At 56.4% G+C, this 22,689-nt stretch carries 23 protein-coding genes; 9 read left to right on the top strand and 14 right to left on the bottom strand.

Going from position 1 to position 22,689, the window contains the following annotated elements; translation table 11 throughout:
- Positions 1-26 precede the first annotated feature (26 nt).
- The 8 genes from ACMYSN_RS05900 to ACMYSN_RS05935 form a co-directional block, all read right to left on the bottom strand.
- Entirely contained in the window at positions 27-614 is a 588-nt protein-coding gene (locus ACMYSN_RS05900; RefSeq protein ID WP_123753697.1) for a cupin domain-containing protein, read from the bottom strand.
- A gap of 59 nt (positions 615-673) precedes the next feature.
- On the bottom strand, positions 674-1,375 hold the full coding sequence (locus tag ACMYSN_RS05905; RefSeq protein WP_174508563.1) for a DUF1989 domain-containing protein: 702 nt from the start codon (positions 1,373-1,375) through the stop codon (positions 674-676).
- Complete coding sequence (locus ACMYSN_RS05910) at positions 1,372-2,625, bottom strand: M20 family metallo-hydrolase (protein WP_462497361.1); 1,254 nt, start codon at positions 2,623-2,625, stop codon at positions 1,372-1,374. The genes ACMYSN_RS05905 and ACMYSN_RS05910 overlap by 4 nt, the downstream gene beginning before the upstream one ends.
- On the bottom strand, positions 2,622-3,407 hold the full coding sequence (locus ACMYSN_RS05915) for an amino acid ABC transporter ATP-binding protein (protein WP_462498207.1): 786 nt from the start codon (positions 3,405-3,407) through the stop codon (positions 2,622-2,624). The genes ACMYSN_RS05910 and ACMYSN_RS05915 overlap by 4 nt, the downstream gene beginning before the upstream one ends.
- A gap of 31 nt (positions 3,408-3,438) precedes the next feature.
- Positions 3,439-4,080 carry an amino acid ABC transporter permease gene (locus ACMYSN_RS05920; protein ID WP_154143348.1) on the bottom strand — a complete coding sequence of 214 codons (642 nt, stop codon included), beginning with the start codon at positions 4,078-4,080 and terminating at the stop codon, positions 3,439-3,441.
- Complete coding sequence (locus tag ACMYSN_RS05925) at positions 4,077-4,736, bottom strand: amino acid ABC transporter permease (protein ID WP_462497362.1); 660 nt, start codon at positions 4,734-4,736, stop codon at positions 4,077-4,079. The genes ACMYSN_RS05920 and ACMYSN_RS05925 overlap by 4 nt, the downstream gene beginning before the upstream one ends.
- 10 nt (positions 4,737-4,746) lie before the next feature.
- Positions 4,747-5,604 (bottom strand): type 2 periplasmic-binding domain-containing protein, encoded by an 858-nt coding sequence (locus tag ACMYSN_RS05930; RefSeq protein WP_462497363.1) that lies wholly within the window; start codon positions 5,602-5,604, stop codon positions 4,747-4,749.
- A 311-nt stretch (positions 5,605-5,915) separates the two neighbouring features.
- Positions 5,916-6,275: a helix-turn-helix domain-containing protein gene (locus ACMYSN_RS05935; RefSeq protein ID WP_462497364.1), complete on the bottom strand. Its 360-nt coding sequence runs from the start codon at positions 6,273-6,275 to the stop codon at positions 5,916-5,918.
- Positions 6,276-6,618: 343 nt separating this feature from the next.
- On the opposite strand from ACMYSN_RS05935, the gene ACMYSN_RS05940 reads away from it, so the two are divergent.
- Together ACMYSN_RS05940 and oqxB are read left to right on the top strand one after the other, a co-directional pair.
- Positions 6,619-7,794, top strand: coding sequence for an efflux RND transporter periplasmic adaptor subunit (locus ACMYSN_RS05940; protein WP_462497365.1), 1,176 nt, complete (start codon positions 6,619-6,621; stop codon positions 7,792-7,794).
- Positions 7,795-7,817: 23 nt separating this feature from the next.
- Complete coding sequence (gene oqxB, locus ACMYSN_RS05945) at positions 7,818-10,970, top strand: efflux RND transporter permease subunit (RefSeq protein ID WP_462497366.1); 3,153 nt, start codon at positions 7,818-7,820, stop codon at positions 10,968-10,970.
- Between the two features lie 69 nt (positions 10,971-11,039).
- Here oqxB and ACMYSN_RS05950 read toward each other — a convergent pair whose 3' ends face one another.
- From ACMYSN_RS05950 to ACMYSN_RS05975, 6 genes are all read right to left on the bottom strand, one after another.
- Positions 11,040-11,519: an RrF2 family transcriptional regulator gene (locus ACMYSN_RS05950; RefSeq protein WP_123753688.1), complete on the bottom strand. Its 480-nt coding sequence runs from the start codon at positions 11,517-11,519 to the stop codon at positions 11,040-11,042.
- A 239-nt stretch (positions 11,520-11,758) separates the two neighbouring features.
- A complete protein-coding gene (locus tag ACMYSN_RS05955; protein WP_462497367.1) occupies positions 11,759-12,703 on the bottom strand; it encodes a DMT family transporter in 945 nt (314 codons plus the stop codon).
- A complete protein-coding gene (locus tag ACMYSN_RS05960) occupies positions 12,700-13,518 on the bottom strand; it encodes an amino acid ABC transporter ATP-binding protein (protein WP_462497368.1) in 819 nt (272 codons plus the stop codon). The genes ACMYSN_RS05955 and ACMYSN_RS05960 overlap by 4 nt, the downstream gene beginning before the upstream one ends.
- Positions 13,519-13,522: 4 nt before the next feature.
- Positions 13,523-14,185, bottom strand: a complete 663-nt coding sequence (locus tag ACMYSN_RS05965) for an amino acid ABC transporter permease (RefSeq protein WP_462497369.1) — start codon at positions 14,183-14,185, stop codon at positions 13,523-13,525.
- The gene (locus ACMYSN_RS05970; protein ID WP_462497370.1) at positions 14,182-14,853 is read right to left on the bottom strand and encodes an amino acid ABC transporter permease; all 672 of its coding nucleotides are present in this window, start codon (positions 14,851-14,853) and stop codon (positions 14,182-14,184) included. Before ACMYSN_RS05970 ends, ACMYSN_RS05965 begins: the two co-directional genes overlap by 4 nt.
- Positions 14,854-14,876: 23 nt before the next feature.
- Positions 14,877-15,725 carry a type 2 periplasmic-binding domain-containing protein gene (locus tag ACMYSN_RS05975; protein WP_462497371.1) on the bottom strand — a complete coding sequence of 283 codons (849 nt, stop codon included), beginning with the start codon at positions 15,723-15,725 and terminating at the stop codon, positions 14,877-14,879.
- A gap of 155 nt (positions 15,726-15,880) precedes the next feature.
- Here ACMYSN_RS05975 and ACMYSN_RS05980 point away from each other — a divergent pair, with 155 nt between their 5' ends.
- The 7 genes from ACMYSN_RS05980 to ACMYSN_RS06010 all read left to right on the top strand — a co-directional run bounded on the left by ACMYSN_RS05980 (position 15,881) and on the right by ACMYSN_RS06010 (position 22,687).
- A complete protein-coding gene (locus ACMYSN_RS05980; protein WP_462497372.1) occupies positions 15,881-16,834 on the top strand; it encodes a LysR family transcriptional regulator in 954 nt (317 codons plus the stop codon).
- Positions 16,835-16,920: 86 nt separating this feature from the next.
- Positions 16,921-18,138: a M24 family metallopeptidase gene (locus tag ACMYSN_RS05985; protein WP_462497373.1), complete on the top strand. Its 1,218-nt coding sequence runs from the start codon at positions 16,921-16,923 to the stop codon at positions 18,136-18,138.
- Between the two features lie 326 nt (positions 18,139-18,464).
- Complete coding sequence (locus ACMYSN_RS05990; protein WP_462497374.1) at positions 18,465-19,127, top strand: DUF3313 domain-containing protein; 663 nt, start codon at positions 18,465-18,467, stop codon at positions 19,125-19,127.
- Between the two features lie 87 nt (positions 19,128-19,214).
- A complete protein-coding gene (locus ACMYSN_RS05995; RefSeq protein ID WP_462497375.1) occupies positions 19,215-19,841 on the top strand; it encodes a paraquat-inducible protein A in 627 nt (208 codons plus the stop codon).
- Positions 19,831-20,454 (top strand): paraquat-inducible protein A, encoded by a 624-nt coding sequence (locus tag ACMYSN_RS06000; RefSeq protein WP_462497376.1) that lies wholly within the window; start codon positions 19,831-19,833, stop codon positions 20,452-20,454. Before ACMYSN_RS05995 ends, ACMYSN_RS06000 begins: the two co-directional genes overlap by 11 nt.
- A complete protein-coding gene (locus tag ACMYSN_RS06005; protein WP_462497377.1) occupies positions 20,451-22,085 on the top strand; it encodes a PqiB family protein in 1,635 nt (544 codons plus the stop codon). The genes ACMYSN_RS06000 and ACMYSN_RS06005 overlap by 4 nt, the downstream gene beginning before the upstream one ends.
- Positions 22,082-22,687: a PqiC family protein gene (locus ACMYSN_RS06010; protein WP_462497378.1), complete on the top strand. Its 606-nt coding sequence runs from the start codon at positions 22,082-22,084 to the stop codon at positions 22,685-22,687. Before ACMYSN_RS06005 ends, ACMYSN_RS06010 begins: the two co-directional genes overlap by 4 nt.
- The last annotated feature ends 2 nt before the right edge of the window (positions 22,688-22,689 follow it).

The raw sequence follows: 22,689 nt of genomic DNA on the forward strand, positions 1-22,689 counted from the left end.
GTGCTTTGAATGACAACCGGGGCATATCAGAAGGTGACGGGGGTGTTGACCCACAGAACTTTCGCCACCACGCTGCCCACGTTACGGTACCCGTGGGGAACCTGGCTTGGAAAATAGAAGGAATCCCCCTGCGTCAGGCGCCATACGTCGTCGCCGAGCCGCAGCTCCACTTCACCTTCCAGCACGTAGCCCATCTCTTCGCCATGGTGCTCAATCAGGCCATCGCTCTCCACGCCGGGCTCAATAATATGAATATTGCCCTGCAGCAGCCCGCCTTTGTGGTGCCAGGTGAGGTTTTCCAGCTCAATGCCGCCCTTTTTGTTACGTTGCAGGAAGCGCTTACGCTGGCGCTGTTCGGGCTTCAGGATCGGCGCATCAGCCACCCAGTCTTCCGCCATCAGGTCGGCAATGCTGGTGTCCAGCGCTTTGGCTAACCGATGCAGCATCGCCAGCGACGGGCTTGCCGCTTCATTCTCAAGCTTCGACAGCAAACTTTCCGAGCACCCCACCTTCTGCGCCAGCTGCTTAAGCGTCATTTCCTGCACCAGCCTGGCATGGCGCAAGCGCATGCCGAGACGCGTTCCCGAAGATTTCAGTTCAGTCGTATTTTTCATGTATGAGTTTCATTCAATCCAGCAACAGGCCCGCTTGCGGCGGGCCCGGACATTATCCATCACGCCATCACGATGAACTGGACCTCTTGCGGCGAACAGCCGTTGATCGGCACGATATCCTGAGGGCACGCCGACATCACCGCCACGCAGTCCAGTTCAGCACGAATCTCTACATAATCACCCGCTTTACTGACCGTAGGCAACCAGGAAATGGTGTAGTCCGGATTGACCGGCGTATTCATCCACAGGTTCAGCGGCTGGGGCACTTCGCGGGCGCGCAGCCCAATCGCCTGCAGCGCCATCCGCAGGTTGTCGGCGCAGCTATCGTGGTACTCCGTGATCCCCATATTGCTGTAACGGTAGAGGTCGCAGGCGGCGATCATCGTGTCATGCACTCCCGGCGAGGTATCGGTCAGCAGCGTGGCGATGGCCCGGCGGTGGTTGGTCGCCAGCACATCGCCCGGCTGGGGGATGATTTTGTCGATGAACGCGCGGGTGTGCTCCATCGAGGCAAACTCGCTCAGATCGGCGTGATTGAAAAACCAGGTATCGCACACCTGGCTCCCCGGGGTGTTGATGATGCGGATCACCTGGCCTTTTTTCAGCAGCACCGCACGACCGCAGCGCGGTGGGATGGTGTAGAGTTCGTTAATCACCGGCGCGCCATCCGGCGAGATCGGGGTGGTCGCCGTCGGGTTCACGCCGAGGGCGTCGCCATTGTCGTGGTCACAGCAAGCGGGATAATGGGTCGTCGTGGTCATGGTAAAACTCCTTCAAAAGTAGCGGAAAGCTCGGTCAGGGCGCAGGCTAATGTACGAGCGCCTGCGGCCAACGAGCGTGGTTCGGTAAATTCAGCCGGGTTATGGCTAATGCCTTGATGGCTGGGGACAAATAACATGCTGGTGGGACAGTGCTCCGCCAGATACATCGCGTCATGAAAGGCTCCGGACAGCAGCGCCATATGGGCAATATCCAGCGCATTTGCGGCGTTGGTTAACACCTGATTCATTGACGCCTCAAAAGCCACCGGCGCTTTGGCTAACAGCGTATCGACGGTCACCCGTTCGCTGCTCAGCCCGGCCATCAGGGCATCGAGCCGGAGCAGGGTCTCATCCGCGGGATGGCGGAAATCCAGGGTAAAGCTCACCTGCGAGGGAATGGTGTTGATGGCGTTAGGGGTGACCTGCCAGCGGCCGAAGGTCATGCGCAACTGCGCATCGTCGGTATCGCCCATCGTCCGTTCAATGTGGTTCACTAACTCCCGCGCAAGGTTCATTGCGTCCTGACGCAAGCCCATCGGCGTCGTTCCTGCATGGGCCGATACGCCCTGACAGGTCACCTGATACCAGCGCACGCCCTGGATACCCTGCACCACCGCCAGCGACAAATCATGAGCCTCCAGAACCGGCCCCTGTTCGATATGTAATTCGACAAAGCAGGCCAGATCACGATCTGGCCGCGGCGGTATCTCTGGGAAACGCTGCCGATGGCGCGCTAACGCCTCGTTAAAGGGCACGCCATCTTCCCCAATAGCCGCCAGATAGCCGGCAAGCCGCGCAGGTTCGACAAAAGCACTGGATCCCATCGCGCCGGGCGCGAAGCGGGTTCCCTCTTCGTTGGTCCAGATAACCACCTCGACCGGGCGTTCGGTGACCACCTGGGCGTCATTCAGCGCTTTCAGGCATGCCAGCCCGGCGATCACCCCGTAGCAACCATCGTAGTTGCCGCCGCAGGGTTGGGTATCGATATGGCTGCCGGTGCCGACCGGTGGCAACGCCCGGCGTCCGGGGCGGCGGAAAAACAGGTTTGCCGCCGCGTCGCAGTAGACTTCGCAGCCGAGTTCACGCGCGAGGCCGATAAGCCAGGCCCGTGCATCAAGTTCTACGTCGCTCAGCGCCTGGCGGTCCACGCCGCCGTTGGCCAGTTTGCCAAACCCGGCGAGCTCCGCCAGCTGCTGTTGCAGCCATGCGTCATCGAGGTGCTGAGCGACCTGTAAGCTGGCTTCCATCATGCTAATTTCTCCAGCTCTTCGGTTTGTAAGGGACGGCGAAACAGTGGCGCAAGGAAGCTGCGCAACCGCTCACTTTCGGGGCGGGTGAACATCTGCCGCGGTGTCCCGCTTTCGATAATCTGTCCGTCGGCCATAAACACCAGCCGCGAAGAGATATGCGCTGCGAAGGCCATTTCATGGGTCACCATCACCATGGTCATCCCCTGCCCGGCGAGGTCGCGGATCACATCCAGCACCTCTTCGACGCGTTCCGGATCAAGCGCCGAGGTAGGCTCATCCAGCAGCAGCAGTTCCGGGTTCAGCGCCAGCGCGCGGGCAATGCCAACCCGCTGCTGCTGCCCACCGGACAGACGTACCGGCCAGTCGCCGGCTTTTTGCGCCATCCCCACCCGGGCAAGCGCGGCTAAGGCTGCCTGCTTTGCCTCATGGCGGGGCATTTTTTTCCCCAGTACCAACGGCGCGCTGACGTTCTCCAGCACCGTCATATGTGGCCAGAGATTGAACTGCTGAAAGACCATGGCCAGCGGCTTACGGACTTCCGCAATCAGGCTGGCGCTGTCAATGCAGGACGGGCCTCGCTGGGTGCCGGAATAGCCAAGGAGCTGCCCTTTGATCAGCACCTCACCGCGATCGTAGGCTTCGAGAAAATTCATACAGCGCAGGGCGGTCGTCTTGCCGGATCCCGAGGGGCCGATCAGCGTGACGATCTCCCCATGGTGGACGCTCAGATTGAAATCATGCAGAACCACATGGTCGGCGAATGACTTACCTACATGTCGCATTTCAAGTACAGGTGCGGATGTATTGCTCACGTTATTCTCCGGTTCTCAGGACGTGGCTTAGTGTTCTGACACTCAGGCTTACCCCCTGGGCCAGCAGCCAGTAGCTGATAATCAGCAGGGTATAAGGCAGAACGTAGCTATAGGTGTTGGCGACAATCTGACTCGTGGTCATGGTCAATTCCGGTACCGTAATGACCGAGGCGATCGCGCTCTCTTTGATGGTCAAAATAAACTGGTTACCGAGCAGCGGCAGGGCAAAGCGCAGGGCCTGCGGCGTCTGGATATGCCAGAAGCAGCGGAACGAAGAGATATTGTTCGCCAGCGCCGCTTCCCGCTGTCCGGACGGGATGCTGTTCCACGCCGCCCGAAAGATTTCGCTAAAGTAGGCTGCGCTATAGAGCATCAGCGAGAGGATCGTCGCCTCGACGGCGCTGAGCATGATGCCGACCGACGGCAGCCCAAAATAGATAACCGCCAGCTGCGCCAGGAACGGCGTACCGCGTATGACCCAGACATAGGTGCGCCACAGACGAAAGGCCACCGCGTGGTGACGGCACAGGCTGTGCATCATAAACCCGACCACCATGCCGCCGCAGGCGGCGCACAGGCTCAGCCATAACGTGACGCCGAGGGCCTGCAGATACTCGGGCAGATACTGCATCAATTCACTCATCGTTGTTCCCTCTGCCAGTGACGCTCCGCCTGACGCCCGAGCAGGGCCAGCAAGCTGGTAAGCAGCAGATAGACCAGCGCGACGGCGAGGTACACCTGCAGCGGCTGGTAGGTCGAAGAAGCCAGCTGCTGCCCCACGCGCATCAGGTCAGTCAAGGCAATAACCGACACCACCGCCGAGGCCTTCACCACATCAATCAGTTCAGAGATCAATGAGGGCAACGTGGTGCGCACCACCTGCGGTATCTGAATGCGCCATAAAATTTGCGCCGGCGTGAGGCCGCAGATAGCCGCCGCCTCCAGCTGGCCTGGTGCCAGGCTGGCAAAGCCGCTTTTGAGGATCTGCGACTGGTAGGCGGCCGTATTGAGCGTCAGGGCAAGCGCCGCCGCCACAAAACCGGGAATATCCAGCCCGAACCAGGAAGGCAGATAAAAGCACAGCAACAGCTGAGCCAGCACCGGCGTGCCGCGGAACAGGCTGACCCAGACATGGGCCACAAAGCGATACAGCCGTAGCGGACTTATCGACAGGCGCCAGACGCCCGTCCCCACTAAAAATCCGGCCGCCATCGCCGTCAGGCACAGCGTTGCCGTCGTTAATGCCCCCTCCAGCAGTACCGGGAGCCAGCGGACAAAGCTGGTGATGAAATCCGTCATCGTCAACGACTCACAGCGCCGGGGCAGGCATGTCGCTTGCCGGAATGGTCATGGTGAAGCCGAACCATTTTTGCTGCAGCGCTTTCATCGTGCCGTCGCGGTTAGCCTCGACGATCCCGTCGCTGATCACTTTCACCAGCGAGGCGCTATCCGCGTCTTTGCGCCCTACCCAGCCGAAGTAGGTCTGTGGACCGATCATCTCCGGTAAGGTGGCGAAGACCCCAGGGCGCGTTTTGATCAGCGGCCCAAGATTTGAGAGGGACTGGGCGACGCCGTCCAGACGATGAGACGCAAGGTCAGCGTAAGCTTCATCAAAAGCGACGTACTGTTTGATCTCTTTAATACCTGGTTTGCCTTTCGCCCGCAGCGCGTTGTCGAAGGACTGCAACACCTGGAGTTGGCCCGAACCAGCCTGGGAGCCAATCACTTTGCCACTGAGGTCTGCCGGGGTCTTAATGGCGCTATCATCTGCCCGTTTCAGCAGCGCAACCGTGGATTCCGCAATCGGGGCCGTAAAGGCGAAATGCGCCATCCGTTGCTTGTTCACGGTCACCGCCGTGACGACAAAATCGAACTTCCCGGCATCCAGCCCCGGGAGAATGCCCTGGAAAGGCAGATCCAGCTGTTTAACCTTCACCCCAGGCAGCGACTTTTCGAGGATATGGTTCATCAAATCCACGTCGTACCCGACGATTTTGCCGTTATCAACATATTCAAACGGGGCATATCGCGCTTCGGTCGCCACGGTGATGACTTTCGCCTCCTTCACGCGTTGCAGAAGATCGGCGCTAAAGGCCGCAGACGAATACAGGCTGGCGGATAGCAACATTGCCCCACAGGCAGATACGGAAAAACGGGTCGGTTTCATGGTTCGCTCTCTGAAAGTTGTTTGAACGTTAGTCAAGTAACTTGAACAGAATGATAAGAGCATGAAACATGCCAATGAGGGCCATTGGTCGGTTAAAAAAATAACGGTTTGATAATCAACAATAAAAATGAGGAAGAACTGGGACGGGAAGACCAGCGCAAGGCAAAGCTCTGCACGCATTCAATGCTGAGACTGCACGTTAACGGTGCAGTTGCACAGACGTAAACCGCCGGCGAGGATCGGCTCAATGCCCTCCGAAAGCGCGCACGGCCTTAGCCCCGGGCGCTTTTGATCCCCTGAATGCGCGGATATCAGCGGTGCTGGCAGGCCGGGTTTGCATCGGCGGCGGCCAGATTACGGCGCCAGACGCCCGGCGCCTGGCCGTACTGGCGCTTGAAGCTGCGGTTGAAGGACTGCTGGGAATCAAAGCCCAGAGCGATGGCCACGTTGAGGATTGGCTCGTCGCTGTCGGTTAAGCGCTCCAGTGATTTTTGCAGCTTGCGGGCACGGATGTATTCGCCAATGGCGTGGCCGGTGTGCGCTTTGAAGATCCGCTGCAGGTGCCATTTTGAATACCCTGCCCGCCTGGAGACCGTGTCAATATCGAGGCGGCTTTCAAGGTGGTTATCAATCCAGTCGAGTAAATCATGCATAAAAGTGCCGGTGCTCATGTTGGGTCCCCCTGTGCACAGCATAAAAGTATTTCTATTTATTGCATTTAAAAGTGGCTGTTTTTTGTATTAATTGCAAGTTTTATTGTTGCACTAAAATCCCCAGTCTGCAGATGTGTGACAAACCTGACAGCGTCGGCAAAAAAACAGCACTTAAAGTGAAACAATTATTATTGCACTTAGTCTGTCACCTTCCTACAATCGCCGTGATAGTGTATTCGTAACTGTTACAGTTTTGTGGCGATGAACGGCACAAATGACCTCAGGCCGACCGGACACAGGAAGTGGCGTAGCGTGCTTCGCTGCGTCTTGCCCGGCGGCAATAATCACCGGAATAAAAATAATGAGCCTGCAAAAATACTGGGTTAACTTTCCTCTGCGCTTAACAGGGGGCGCATTCATCGCGCTGCTGCTTGCCAGCTGCGACAACAGCGTCGCGCAGAACGCCGCTCCTGCGGCCCCTGTAGTCAGCGCCGCTGACGTGGTGGTGAAATCCATTAGCCAATGGGATAGTTTTAACGGGCGGATTGAAGCAGTGGAGAGCGTGCAGCTCCGCCCGCGCGTCTCCGGCTACATAGAGAAAGTGAACTACACCGACGGCCAGGAAGTGAAAAAAGGTGAAGTGCTGTTCACTATCGATGACCGCACCTATCGCGCCGCGCTGGAGCAGGCGCAGGCCACGCTGGCCAGAGCCAAAACCCAGGCCAGCCTGGCGCGCAGCGAGGCCAATCGCACCGATAAACTCATCAATACCAATGTGGTATCCCGCGAAGAGTGGGAGCAGCGCCGTGCGGCCGCCACCCAGGCTCAGGCCGATATTCGCGCCGCGCAGGCGGCGGTAGATGCCGCCCAGTTGAACCAGGACTTCACCAAGGTGACCGCCCCCATCGATGGCCGGGCCAGCCGGGCGCTGATCACCAGCGGTAACCTGGTGACGGCGGGCGACAGCGCCAGCGTACTCACCACCGTGGTCTCGCAGAAGACGGTCTACGTCTACTTTGACGTGGACGAGTCGACCTATCTTCACTATCAAAACCTCGCCCGCAGCGGCCAGGGTGCCGCCAGCAACCACCAGGCACTGCCGGTGGAGATTGGCCTGGTTGGCGAGGACGGTTACCCCCATCAGGGGAAAGTCGACTTTCTCGATAATCAGTTAACGCCGAGCACCGGCACGATCCGCATGCGCGCGCTGCTGGATAACGCCCAGCGGCTGTTTACGCCGGGATTATTTGCCCGCGTGCGTCTGCCGGGCAGCGCCGAATTCAAAGCCACGCTGATAGACGACAAAGCGGTGCTCACCGATCAGGACCGCAAATACGTTTACATCGTGGATAAAGAGGGCAAAGCGCAGCGCCGCGATATCAAGCCGGGCCGCCTGGCTGCCGGGTTACGCATCGTCCAGCAGGGGTTGAACCCGGGCGATAAAGTCATCGTCGACGGTTTACAAAAAGTGTTTATGCCGGGCATGCCGGTAGACGCGAAAACCGTCGCAATGACTACCAGCCCTGCCCTTAACTGATCCCTTACCAGAGAATCCAACGCATGGACTTTTCCCGCTTTTTTATCGACAGGCCGATTTTCGCCGCGGTGCTGTCGATTTTGATTTTTATTACCGGGCTCATTTCTATTCCACTGCTGCCGGTCAGTGAATACCCTGACGTCGTGCCGCCGAGCGTGCAGGTGCGCGCCGAGTACCCCGGCGCCAACCCGAAAGTGATCGCCGAAACCGTGGCAACGCCGCTGGAAGAGGCAATCAACGGCGTCGAAAACATGATGTACATGAAATCCGTCGCCGGCTCCGATGGCGTGCTGGTCACCACCGTCACCTTCCGTCCGGGTACCGACCCTGACCAGGCGCAGGTTCAGGTGCAGAACCGGGTATCGCAGGCCGAAGCGCGCCTGCCGGAAGACGTGCGCCGTCTGGGGATCACCACCCAGAAACAGTCGCCGACGCTGACCCTGGTGGTCCATCTGTTCTCGCCAAACGGCAAGTACGACTCGCTGTATATGCGCAACTACGCCACGCTGAAAGTGAAAGATGAGCTGGCGCGCCTGCCTGGCGTCGGACAAATCCAGATTTTCGGCTCCGGCGAATACGCCATGCGCGTGTGGTTAGATCCCAATAAAGTGGCGGCGCGCGGGCTGACCGCCTCGGACGTGGTCACCGCGATGCAGGAGCAAAACGTCCAGGTATCCGCCGGACAGTTGGGCGCCGAGCCGTTGCCGAAAGAGAGCGATTTCCTGATCTCGATTAATGCCCAGGGCCGTCTGCATACCGAAGAAGAGTTCGGCAATATCATTCTTAAAACGGCCCAGGACGGTTCGCTGGTGCGTCTGCGCGATGTCGCGCGCATCGAAATGGGATCGGGCAGCTACGCCCTGCGCTCCCAACTGAATAATAAAGACGCGGTCGGGATCGGTATCTTCCAGTCGCCGGGGGCCAACGCCATCGACTTGTCTAATGCGGTACGCGCCAAAATGGACGAGCTGTCCACGCGCTTCCCGGAAGATATGAAATGGGCCGCTCCGTATGACCCGACGGTATTTGTCCGCGACTCGATTCGCGCGGTGGTGCAAACCCTGCTCGAAGCGGTGGTGCTGGTGGTGCTGGTGGTTATCTTATTCCTGCAGACCTGGCGCGCCTCGATCATCCCGCTGATTGCGGTACCGGTGTCGGTGGTCGGGACGTTCAGCGTGCTCTATCTGCTTGGCTTCTCGCTGAATACCCTGAGCCTGTTTGGCCTGGTCCTCGCCATTGGGATCGTGGTGGACGATGCGATTGTGGTAGTGGAAAACGTCGAGCGTAATATCGAAGAGGGGCTGGCCCCGCTGCAGGCGGCGCACCAGGCGATGCGTGAGGTCTCCGGGCCGATTATCGCCATCGCGCTGGTGCTGTGCGCGGTGTTCGTGCCGATGGCGTTTCTCTCCGGCGTTACCGGGCAGTTCTATAAGCAGTTTGCGGTGACCATCGCCATTTCGACGGTGATCTCTGCCATCAACTCGCTGACGCTCTCCCCGGCGCTGGCCGCCCTGCTGCTGAAACCGCACGGGGCGCCGAAGGACCTCCCTACCCGGCTGATCGACCGTCTGCTCGGCTGGCTGTTCCGCCCGTTCAACCGCTTCTTCCTGCGCAGTTCGCACGGCTACCAGGCGCTGGTGGGTAAAACTTTGGGACGTCGTGGCGCGGTGTTTGTCGTGTATGTGCTATTGCTGTGCGCCGCCGGCGTGATGTTTAAAGCCGTCCCCGGTGGTTTTATTCCGACCCAGGATAAGCTGTACCTGATCGGCGGTGTCAAAATGCCGGAAGGCTCGTCGCTGTCGCGCACCGATGCGGTGATCCGCCAGATGAGCGAAATCGGGATGAATACCGAAGGCGTGGATTACGCGGTGGCGTTTCCCGGGCTGAACGCGCTGCAGTTCACCAACACCCCGAACACCGGCACGGTATTTTTTGGCCTGAAACCGTTCGATCAGCGCAAGCATACGGCCGCGGAAATTAACGCCGAGATCAACGCCAAAATCGCGCAGATCCAGCAGGGCTTCGGCTTCTCGATCCTGCCGCCGCCGATTCTCGGGTTAGGCCAGGGTTCCGGCTACTCGCTGTATATTCAGGACCGCGGTGGCTTAGGCTACGGCACCCTGCAAACGGCGGTGAATACTCTGTCCGGGGCAATCATGCAGACCCCGGGAATGCACTTCCCGATCTCGACCTATCAGGCCAACGTGCCGCAGCTGGAGGTGCAGGTCGATCGTGATAAGGCCAAAGCCCAGGGGGTGTCGCTGACCGATCTGTTCGGCACGCTGCAAACCTATCTGGGATCGTCCTATGTGAACGACTTTAACCAGTTTGGCCGCACCTGGCGCGTGATGGCGCAGGCCGACGGGCCGTTCCGCGACAGCGTGGAAGATATTGCGAATCTGCGCACGCGCAATAGCCAGGGCGAAATGGTGCCGATTGGCAGCATGGTCAATATCAGCACCACCTACGGGCCGGACCCGGTGATCCGCTATAACGGCTATCCGGCGGCGGATCTGATTGGTGATGCCGATCCCCGCGTGCTCTCCTCGGCCCAGGCGATGACGCAGGTGGCCGAGATGTCGAAACAACTGCTGCCAAACGGGATGAATATTGAATGGACCGACCTGAGCTTCCAGCAGGCAACTCAGGGGAATACCGCGCTGATTGTCTTCCCGGTGGCGGTACTGCTGGCCTTCCTGGTGCTGGCGGCGCTGTATGAGAGCTGGACCCTGCCGCTGGCGGTGATCCTCATCGTGCCGATGACCCTGCTCTCTGCCCTGTTTGGCGTGTGGCTAACCGGGGGCGATAATAACGTCTTCGTGCAGGTCGGGCTGGTGGTGTTGATGGGGCTGGCCTGTAAAAACGCGATTCTGATCGTTGAGTTTGCGCGTGAGCTGGAAATCCAGGGGAAAGGCATTATGGAGTCGGCGCTGGAAGCTTGTCGCCTGCGTTTGCGCCCGATTGTGATGACCTCTATCGCCTTTATTGCCGGGACCATCCCGCTGATCCTCGGCCACGGCGCCGGAGCCGAAGTGCGCGGCGTGACCGGGATCACGGTGTTCTCCGGGATGCTTGGCGTGACGTTGTTTGGTCTGTTCCTGACCCCGGTGTTTTACGTCGCGCTGCGTAAGCTTGTCGCGCGTAGAAAACCCGATGCCGGGATTTTGCCGGGTTAACCCCCGCAGGCAATAAAAAACCGCCTTCAGACATGCGCTGAAGGCGGTTTTTTTTAGGCTAAAGTCACGCTAGCGGGCTTTTTTATCGCGGGTATCCAGTTCCGGCACCGCGACGCATCCGCTGGTATCGCCCTTTTTGACTTTTGCCAGCGCGCTGGCCACGGTATGACGGGCCAGCACATCCAGCGAGGCCTGCTCGGCTTCATCGGCAATGGATTTGAAATACCAGCAGGCGTTGGCGCTCACCACGCAACGTGCCGGCACATCGGGCCGGGATGCCCACAGTTTTTTATCTTCGATAACCGAGATGTAGATATCACGCAGGGTGATGCTTTCTGCCGGGCGGCCAAGATGGATGGAACCGTTGCGCCCCAGCGTGGAGACAATAATTCCGTCACGGGTCAGCGGTACCATGAGTTTGCGGATTAAGCTCGGGTTGGCTTCCAGGCCGTAGGCCAGAATCGAACTCGTCGAACGTTCACCCATCTCCTCCGCCATCGCTACGCTAAGAACCATCTGCAAAGCTGTCGGGAAGCGGTAATCTAACATGTTGTCTTCCTGGGTCGCGGTGAATCTTGTTCTTTTTGGCACCGCAGAGGTGAATAATCAATAAGCAACAATATAACAAACATGGTCATTATTTTGAAGCTATCTACTGCGCACATGAGGCGTAAAATAAGCTTTCCGTGCCATATTTGTGACCGGACCTGGCCATGCATGAATGCTGCATGAGCCATCGTCATTTCCCCTCGACGGTCAGGATGCCACCAGCACAGCTGCCTGCGAGTTTATACCGTCGCCTGGAGGCGATTGTGGTGTTGATGGCAATGCACCGCGGCCAGGACCCCGCCCAGTAACAGCAGAATGGCGGCACTTTCCAGCAGATCCGGAAAACGCCGGAGATAGATGAAGCCGTATAACAGCGCGAAAAGGGTTTCAAAGACCACCATCTGCCCCGTCAACGATACCGGAAGGCGCCGGGAACAGAGATTCCAGGCCAGATATCCCAGCCACGAAGAGACCACGGCCAGCACCACGTTCATTGCCCAAAACAGCGTTTGCGCATCCTCTGGTAACGATAAATCCACGGCGGAAAACCCACAGAGACTGGCAATGAGCCACAGCAGTAGCGAGATACCTCCCGTACACAAGCCAATCAACAGCGACCACTGATTGCTGTTGTAAGGGAGCGTTTTCAGAGTGCGGGAGTTATCGACAGCGTAACGGCTCCAGCACAGCAATGCGGCGAAGGCGCAAAGCATCCCCAGCATCGGCTGTTTTCCCCCCGCAGTTGGGTACGCGGACGACTGCTGCGCATGCAGATTAATCAGCACCACTCCGCCGACGATCGCTGCCATCGGCAACACTAATTGCCTGAACGGCGGCGCATGCTGGTCTCTGTGACCAAGCAACGGAACCATCACCGGTATTAAGCCAATCACTAACGAGGTTGCGGCGATGCCGATCTGCTGCACGGCCGCCGCGACTAGCAGAAAATAAAGCACATTGCTCAGCAGTGAAAGACGGATCAGCGTCAGCAGATCGCGATGATGCCAGACGCGGGTAATGCTGCGCCATTGTGGAATCAGTAAAATTGCCGCCAGGACGCCATAGGTTGCAAAACGCCCGCAGGTTAACAGCAGCGGTGAGACCTCGGGTAACAACATCGGTGGCAGGAAGATGAATCCCCAGCAGGCACCCGCCAGCGCGCCAAAAGCAATTCCCTGCTTCATGCTGACGCCCGCAGCGCCGTTTCAGGCAGTGTCGCCCCCGACTGGCGTTCACTCCATGAGGATAAAAAGTATTGCAGCCGTGGGCTTCTCGGCTGATGAAACAGTTGCGCCGGCGGCCCCTGCTCTTCAATACAGCCATCGGCAAGAAACAGCACCCGATCGGAGACTTTAGCGGCAAACCCCATCTCATGGGTCACAATCATCATGGTCATACCATCATTAGCAAGGTTGCGGATGACTTTTAGCACCTCCCCGACCAGTTCCGGGTCAAGCGCTGAAGTCGGTTCATCGAACAGCATAATGCCGGGTTTCATGGTCAATGCCCGGGCGATGGCAACACGCTGCTGCTGACCACCGGATAACATCGCAGGCCAGCTATCGGCTTTGTCTGCCAGACCAACCCGCGCCAGCTGCGTTTTCGCCTCGGCGTAGGCTGCTTCACGGGAGACCTTTTTAACCCGCCGTAGCGGTGTGGCGACGTTATCGAGTACCGTCATATGCGGCCACAGATTAAACTGCTGAAAGACCATACAGACGTCGCGTAAAGCCTGACGGTTTTCTCTGTCGCTTAATCGCCGGCGTTTCTCGCCGCCGAGTGGTTCATAGCCGACGCATTCGCCATTAACCACAATCCCGCCGGAGCTATAATCCTCTAAAAAGTTTATGCAGCGTAACAACGTGGATTTACCCGACCCTGAGCCGCCAATGACGCAAATAACTTCTCCGGAAGTAATGCTGACATCGATGCCACGTAAAACGTGGTTTTCGCCATAGTGTTTATTGAGGCTATTAATCTCAATAGCATAATCACGCATAATATTAACCTCGGCTTAATTGAGAATAAGAATAATGGCGCTCTATTTTATTACCCAGACGGGAAATACCGATCGCGATCCCCCAATAGACAATGGCCATTAAGGAGTAGATTTCAACCATCGCATAGGTCTGGTTGGCTATGGTCATGGCGGTATTGGTGAGTTCACCGACCGTAATAATCGATAGCACCGACGACTCTTTCACCAGAATGATGCTCTGGCCAATCAACGGCTGGATAATACGCGCGAGCATTTGCGGCCAGACAATGAAAGTAAATATTTTCCATGAACTTAAACCAAGGTCTGCCGCCGCTTCAACTTGCCCATCAGAGACAGCATTGCGACCCGCGCGGAATATTTCGGCAAAATAGGCGGAACCATACCCTCCCAGGCACAGTACGCCGACCTGTTGGGCTTCGAGGTTAATACCAATATAGGGGCCACCATAAAAGACCAGAAAGAGTTGTACCAGTAACGGCGTGCCGCGAAAAACATTAACCCACGTGTGATATATCACATTGAATAACGCTGGTTTCTGTCTTTCGAGGAGAAACAAACAGAGACCGATCGCCAGTCCCAGCAGGATACCGCCGAGACTCATTTTTAAGGTCATTAAAATACCGGCGGCGATGGCATCTTTATAGGTAAAAAGTATCTCAAGATTCATTGTGCTAATACCCTTTGGGCCGAAGATGAGCGACTTTTCTCTAACCTGGCGCCAACGATACTCAGCCCCCACGAGGTCAGGAAATAAAGGAGCCCGCATGCCGTATAAAACTCCAGCGGCCGATAGGTGGTTGAGGCCAGCGTTTGGGTAACTCTCATCAACTCATGGACCGCCACCACCGAAACTAATGCCGAATTTTTAATGATATCGATGGTTTCATTAATCAATGCCGGCATCATGGTGCGCAAAACCTGCGGCATCTGAATATAAAACAGGGTTTGCGTCGCTGAGAAACCAAAATCTCGTGCCGCCTCCAGTTGACCTTTGGGCAACATTTTAAAACCGGCCCGAAGAATTTCCCCTTGGAAGGCGGCGGTATTTAATGAGAGGGCCACAACCGCCGCCAGCCATGGCGAAAGGGTGATCCCCACGGCCGGCAAAGCATAAAATATTAATATCAACTGGACCAGCAACGGTGTGCCACGGTAAAAACTGACATAGGTTTTGCAAAAACAGCGCACAAAACGCCGCGGAGAGTTTAACCCCAGGCAAATTAACCAACCGAGGATCAATCCTATGACAATCGCGCTCAGCGATACAGCCAAAGTACTGAGCACGCCGATTAATAGTTGAGGGAAATAGGGAAACACCACTGAAATATCAAACATATTGCCCTCCAGTATCCATCAAATTAGTTAGCCGGGGTCGGTACTTGTTCAGGAACGGCCATCGAAAAACCCAGCCACTTCGTTTGTAGCTGTGCCAGTTTTCCCGATTTATTCAACTGAACAATACCGTCGCTGATAAATTTGACCAGTGAGGCGCTATCCGCGTCTTTTCTTCCGGCCCATGCATACCAGGTGGCCGGGCCAAACGGCGGGCGTACAATTTCAAACGTATCACCACGGGTCTTCACCAACGGTGCGAGATTCGGCAGTGATTGCACAACCGCATCAACACGGTGCGCCGCTAATGCCGCATAGGCTTCGTTATAATCAATAAAGGCTTTAATTTCTTTAACGCCGTGACCGGTGGTGGGTTTAAGTACCGATGCTTCATACTCCTTTAGCACAGCGATTTGCGGCGCTCCGGCCTGACTGGCAACAATCATGCCCTGCAGATCTTTGGCGCTATTAATGCGGCTATCCCCTTTGCGTTTCAGAATGGCCACGCTGGCGTCAGAAAAAGGAGCGGTAAAGGCGAATTTTGCTTCACGATCGCGGGTAATGGTTAAAGAGGTTGCCACAAAGTCGAATCGTTTGCTTTCCAGACCGGGGAGAATTCCCTGAAATGGAATATCCAACTGAACCACTCTCACCCCGGGAAATCCTTTCATGACTTCCGTGAGAATATCTTTTCCCAGACCGACGATTTTACCATCCTCAAGCATTTCAAAAGGGGCATAGCGCGCTTCGGTGGCAATCACTATTTCTTTTTTTTGCTTAATATCATCCAGTAAATCAGCCTGAGCCGTGGATATCAATAATGGCGAAAGTTGTAATACAGACATTGACAGTAACAGCCACAGTTTATTTTTCATGAGGTTTCTCCGCGAATTTAAATGACGCTGATAATATTTATTCATTCGCTGAGCGGCGACAAACGGTGGTTTCTAACTGATAACTATTAGCACCGCTAATGGTGCCTTTGGCATGAATAGTGCTTATTGCAGGTTATTTAGCAACAGGGTAACCGATGATGCAACGTAAACCAGGTTTACCGTCCCTCGACGGTTTGCGCTACTTTGATGCCGCGGCGCGTAATCTCAGCTTTACCCGTGCCGCGCAGGATCTTTTTCTTACTCAGAGTGCCGTAAGTCAGAAAATTCAATCACTTGAACAGCAACTTGGCTACCTGGTCTTTCATCGGACTCCCGCCGGGCTACGCTTAACCCCGCAGGGTGAACAGCTGTTTATCGGGGTGCGTCAGGCCTTCGCCATCCTCGAAACCACGCTGCACCAAACCGGTGAAGAAACCCTTGAGGGCACCATAAAGATTCGGGTGATGCCGTCCTTTGCCACCAAATGGCTGCTTCCCCGACTGCATCAGTTTTATGAGCAGTACCCTATTAGCCTGGAAATTGATGCCGATATGACGCCCGCCAATTTTAAATCTGACGTGGTCGATATCGCCATTACCCCATTTTGGGTGGACGATAAAAATTTAATTCAACGACATCTGTTCAATGATGTTATCTATCCCGTAATCAGCCCGGAGTTGATGAAAACCCGGCCTCTGCAAAGTTACAACGAACTCTGCGGCTTACGCTTACTGCATGATTCCATGCCGCAAAATGCCTATAGCACCCATTGGCGCTCTTATTTTGCTCGCCTCGGGCTGTATGACCTGAATGTCGAGGCTGGAACCGGCTTTTCCCGTGCCGACCTCGTGCTCCAGGCCGCCTGTGCCGGACAAGGGATAGCCTTAAGTCGTCACTCTTTGTGTGCGACGGAAGTGCGCAATGGCGCACTGATACGCCCTTTTACCGATATCGTCGAAGACGGACAGGTGTGGTTAACCTGCCCGCGTAATAATGAGAAACGGCCACGCGTTCAGGCGTTGATTAACTGGCTGACAGAGGAAACCGCGCATCATATTGCAGAACGAACGCAAATTCTCGGTGAATATACGCTGCATAAGGCCGGCTAATGACCGCAAATTAATAATCTCCGTTTGTCGCGAGATATCGTTTTCCAGATGATGGCAACACGCCATTATCAACGACGGAGTTTATTATGAGCATGCCAGACATTATTGAAATAGCGAATGGACAAAAAGTTAAAGGAACGTTCAGCACCCATGAAATGCAGCGCCGGCTGTCGGGATTACGCGCCATCATGGAAGCAGACAGTATTGATGCTGTTATTTTAACCTCGATCCATAATATTAATTATTACGGCGACTTTTTATATTGTAGTTTTGGTCGCCAGTATGCTCTGGTGGTGACGCCGAGCCAGTCATTTTTAATTACTACCAATATCGACGGAGGTCAGGGATGGCGCCGTAGCTACGGTGCAAATATCGTTTACACAGACTGGCAGCGTGATAATTACTACCGGGCAGTGCGTAAAGTGATTCCTGATGATAGCCAGCGGATTGCTCTGGAAGGCGATCATGTGACGATCGAACAGCGTGCTAAATTCTGCCATTACTTATCCCAGGAGCAGTTTATTGATATTGCCCCGGCGACGATGCGTATGCGCATGATTAAGTCCGCCGAAGAGATCGCGCTGATTAAAATTGGTGCTCAGGTCGCCGACCTTGGCGGCGCGGCATGCGTCGAGGCGATTGGCGAGGATGTTCCGGAGTATGAAGTTGCCCTTGCGGCCACCTCGGCAATGACCCGGGAAATTGCGAAACGCCTGCCGCATGTTGAATTGCGCGATACCTGGACGTGGTTTCAGTCTGGCCTGAATACCGACGGCGCCCACCATCCGGTGACCACCCGCCGTCTGAAGCAAGGGGATATTTTATCGCTGAACTGTTTTCCGATGATTGCCGGCTATTATACCGCGCTGGAACGAACACTGTTCCTCGGTGAGCCCAGCGACGAGCAGTTGCGTCACTGGGAGATCAACTGTGAGGTGCACCGCCGTGGGCAAGCTCTCATCCGCCCTGGCGCACGTTGTTGCGATATCGCCGCTTCGCTCAATGAAATTTATCGCGAGCACGACCTGCTGCAGTATCGGACTTTTGGCTACGGCCACTCCTTCGGCGTACTGAGCCACTATTATGGTCGCGAAGCCGGTTTAGAATTACGCGAGGATATTGAAACCGTTTTAGCACCGGGAATGGTTGTCTCAATGGAGCCGATGATCATGCTGCCAGAGAGCATGCCGGGACACGGCGGTTATCGTGAACACGATATCCTGGTTGTTAACGAATCAACTGCAGAGAACATCACCCATTTCCCCTATGGCCCAGAGCACAATATTATCGCCGTCAATCAATAAACATGCCGGTTAACACCTGCGCCGCCCCTTAATAAGAAAAATTAAGGGGCGGCTGTTTCTTAACGATGCTGGTTAATCAACATTCACAATGTGCAGCGACGGCAGGCGACTAGCGTCTGCGTGATGATTCGCCCCGCCATTCAGAGCAGAGCCCCTTCCCCTCCATGTTCATTCCAGACGGAATAGTTTCAGCAAACAATTAAGTTGACACGCTTATGCATGCGATCAAAACTAAACCGTACAGTTCACATAACAGTGAACATCATGGTGTCTATTGCGGGCTTGCCGGTACGCGCGGCCCTTAACCACAACGAAAGGATCTGCACATGAAGACGTTAAGGCTAATCGGTGGGCTGGCGGCTATCGCTGTTCCCCTGCTGTTGGTGGGGTGTGCTGGAAAAGAACCGGTGCGTTATAGCGGCATCGATTCGTCGTCAAAGCTGACCGCGAATAGCGATGATAATGCCGATCGCATGCCCTATCGTTATTCACCTCTCGTCGACTGGCGCAAGTACGACAGCATTATTATTGACCCGGTAAAAATTTATCAGGGCCACGATGGACAGTTTGATGATATGGCGCAGGCCGATCGCCAGCTGCTCGCCAACCACATGCAGGAGCAGTTCAGCAAAGTATTAAGCCCTCGCTTTAAAGAGGTCTCCGCCCCTGCTGCGAACACCCTGCGGCTGAAGCTGACCCTGACGGGCGCGGATACCACACCTCAGGTGGTGGGTACCTTTACTAAATTCGATCTGGCGGGCGGGCCTTATAACATCGTGCAATCGATACGCGGAGGCCAGGGACTGATGAGCGGTTCGGTGGATTATGCCGTCGAAATTTATGACGCCAACAGCCACGATCTATTGAAAGCGTACGTCGCCCGGCAGTATCCGAATGCCATGAACGTCTCTGCCAGCATCGGCTCGCTGAGCGCCGCTGAAGTAGGTATTGAAAAAGGGGCGGAAGAGCTGGCGGAGTTGCTCAGGTAGCCTCACAGACAGCAGGTGCAGCCGGAAACGCTCAAGCGATACCGGCTGTCATTTTCCCTATCAGTCATCTCCTGGCGACCCGGTGCTATGAAGACATTCCCGCATCTGACTATCTGCCCGCATTGCGATAGCGTCTACCAGACATTGCCCTGCGTATCGGGCGAAATTGCCCTCTGCCAGCGTTGTCACGCCGTGCTCTGGCGTGATCGCCGGCATGTGCCTGGCCATCTGCTGCCGCTGATGATAACGGCGGCCGTGGCTTTAGCGATCGCCGCGCTTTTTCCGGTGCTCTCGGTCGGGTTTCACGGGATGGTGAACGATGCCACGTTGTGGAATGTGGCCTGGGCACTGACTGCCGGTGACAGTTATCCCGTAATGGCTATCGGTAGCGTTTTTCTGCTGCTGATCGCGCCCTTCTTACAGGTAATTCTAATGGCATGGCTGCTGAGCTTTGCCCATTTCGCCCGCCCGGCACCGGCGTTTATCGGCACCATGCGGGTGCTCAAATGGCTGCATCCCTGGAGCATGGTGGAAGTTGGCATGCTGGGATTTCTGATTGCCGGGATCAAGCTGTCGTCACTGCTGGACGTCTCCATAGGTCCTGGCGGTTGGGCGCTGGCCCTCTCCTGTATGCTGGTGGTCTTCATCAACAGTCACGATCTGCATCCGCTGTGGGATCTGCTGTCGTACGAGGAGCAAAACTATGACCAATAAGGCTCCTTTTGCCCGCCAGATGCAACTGTGTCGCTGCACGCTCTGTGGGCTGGTGTGTGCTGACGACACGGCGTCCGGCGATGACCGAAAATGTCCTCGCTGTCAGACGACGCTGCCCCACCGCCGGTCTGGACGCCGACACCTGAGCTGGGCGCTGCTGTTAACCTCTGTGATCCTGTATCTGCCCGCCAATATTTTGCCGGTGATGTACACCACTCTGCTCGGCCATGGCAGCGAAAGCACCATCCTTTCCGGAATTGTGGCCTTCTGGCACAGCGGGTCATGGGGTATCGCGGCGATCATCTTTATTGCCAGCGTCATGGTGCCGTGTCTGAAATTTTTGTCATTAGGGGTCCTGCTGATCTCCGCGTCCCGCCAGAGTTGCTGGGCCAGATGTGAACGGACCCGGCTTTACCGGCTGACCGAGTGGATTGGTTGCTGGTCAATGCTGGACGTGGTTGTCGTTGCCGTGGTGTGTTGCCTGCTACGGTTTCGTCCGCTGAGTGAAGCCGAACCTCGTATCGGGATCCTGTTTTTCGCCCTGGTGGTCGTCCTGACCATGCTGTGTGCGCTGAGTTTTGAACCAAAAACGCTATGGGAAGACAAGCAATGAAGCGTCCTGTTTCAGGTACTCCTCTTTTTTATTACGGGCGCTGGCGCAATGCCCTGATCTGGTTGCTCCCCGTTATCGCGTTTGTTGTCGCGATGTCGATGGTTATCCAGGCGCGCTTAACCATCGGGCCTGAAGTGGTGATTGCCTTTCGTAGCGCCGCCGGCCTCGAAGCCGGTAAAACCGCGGTGAAATATAAAGATGTCACCGTCGGGATAGTTAAGGAGATAGCCCTCAGCCCCGATAACAGCCAGGTACTGGTGCGGGTCACTCTTGCCCGAAACGCGCAGAATCTGGCGCGCGCCGACACCCGATTCTGGGTGGTGAGGCCACGGGTCGGAATAAGCGGCGTGAGCGGCATTGATACCCTGTTGTCCGGGGCTTACATCGGCGCGGACCGGGGGAAATCCGAGGAGAACAGATACCGGTTCACCGGTATGGAAACGCCGCCGGCTATCGTCAACGACATGGCCGGCAGCCAGTTTATGCTGGAAGCCGACGACCTTGGCTCGCTGGATATTAACGCGCCGGTCTACTATCGCCGCATTCCTGTCGGGCGGATTACCTCTTACCAGCTGCGTAAAGACGGCAAAGGGATCGATCTCAACGTTTTTATTGATGCCCCCTATGACCGCCTGGTCACCGCGGATTCGCGATTCTGGAATGCCAGCGGAGTGGATCTGTCGGTCGGCAGCGATGGTTTCCAGCTTAAAACCCAGACCGTTGCCGCCATTATGGCCGGGGGCATCGCCTTTTCCAGCCCGGAGAACCCCACCCAGGGCGTGCTTCACAAGCAGACCCGTTACAAACTGGCAGCGGATGAACAAACCGCGATGGCGCCTGCTGACGGGCCGCCGGTGCGTTTTCAGCTGCGTTTTGAACACACCTTGCATGGCCTGAACGTGGGCGCCCCGGTTGAGTTTTCCAGCGTGCGGATCGGACGTGTCGCCTCCGTTGAGCTCGACTATAACCCCGAGGGATACCGCTTTCCGACCATCGTGGATATTGAGGTCTATCCTTCGCGGATGGGCCGCGTGCTCGAGAAACTCCCCGAACCAACGGGCGACACCGACCTCAATACGGTCATTTTCACCCGCGAAATGATCGCGCATGGGCTGCGGGCGCAGGCCACCTCCAGCAGTCTGCTGACGGGGCAACTTTATATCTCACTTGATTTCATACCGGATGCGCCGAAAGTGAAATTTGACGCCACAAAGCGCCCGGTTGAACTGCCTACCGTCAATGGCGGACTGACCATCCTGCAGGATCAGCTCACCGATATCGCCAGAAAAATCAACAAAATGCCGCTGGATCAGATCGGAAATAACATGAACAACACGCTGCTAGAACTGAATAAAACGTTGCGCATGGTGAACAGCCAGTCTCTGCCAGCCGCCAACCACCTGATGCAACAAACGCAGCGAACGACGCAAGACGTGCACAACCTGCTGGCGGAAGATTCCCCCCTGATGATTAACCTGTTGCAGTCCTTACAGGAAACCACGCGAACGCTACGGGCGTTACGCAGCCTGACAAACCAGCTGGACCGTCGCCCGGAGTCGTTATTGCAAGGCCGCGCAGCAGACGCGGCGCTGGAGGATCCCCGTTCACGTAAAGCAGGAGTGCAGCCATGAGAACGGTTTTGTGTCTGATCATCGGCGCCGCATGTGCGCTGGCTGGCTGTTCATCTCCCCAGGTGCGTTACCACACCCTGGTCAGCCCTGACCCCGTTTCCCGGGTCGTCGACCCGCCAGGGTTTGTGATTGCGCTGCTGCCCGTCGGGGTTCCGGCCCAGTTGGATAGCCAACAAGTGGTGGTCCGCCAGAGCGACAGTCGCATGGTGATTCTGGACAACGATCGCTGGTTAAGTCCGTTGGGCGATGAGCTACAGACGGTGCTGTCCCTCGCGATGACGCAGCAGCTCAACACCGAGGATGTGGCAGGGATCGCGCGCGATGACAGCAAACCGGTGGTGCGGGTGCTGTTGCAGATTCGCCGTTTTGACAGCTGGCCCGGCAAAGCCGTCAGTCTGGATGCTGACTGGAGCTTATCGACATCGCAAGGGAATGAAAATCGCCGGCTGGTGTGCCGAAGCCACCTTTCGCAAAGCGTCTCCGGCAATCCGGCCCAGATGTTTGCCGCCTGGCAACACGTGGTTGAGCGCCTGGCAGCCCAGACCGCAGAGACCGCAGCCCAGTGGATGGCGACCGGCAGCGCCGCGTGTCGCCGGGGCTAGAT

Source organism: Klebsiella sp. R445 (assembly GCF_051131755.1).
In the GTDB taxonomy this organism is placed as follows: Bacteria; Pseudomonadota; Gammaproteobacteria; order Enterobacterales; family Enterobacteriaceae; genus Klebsiella; species Klebsiella lignicola.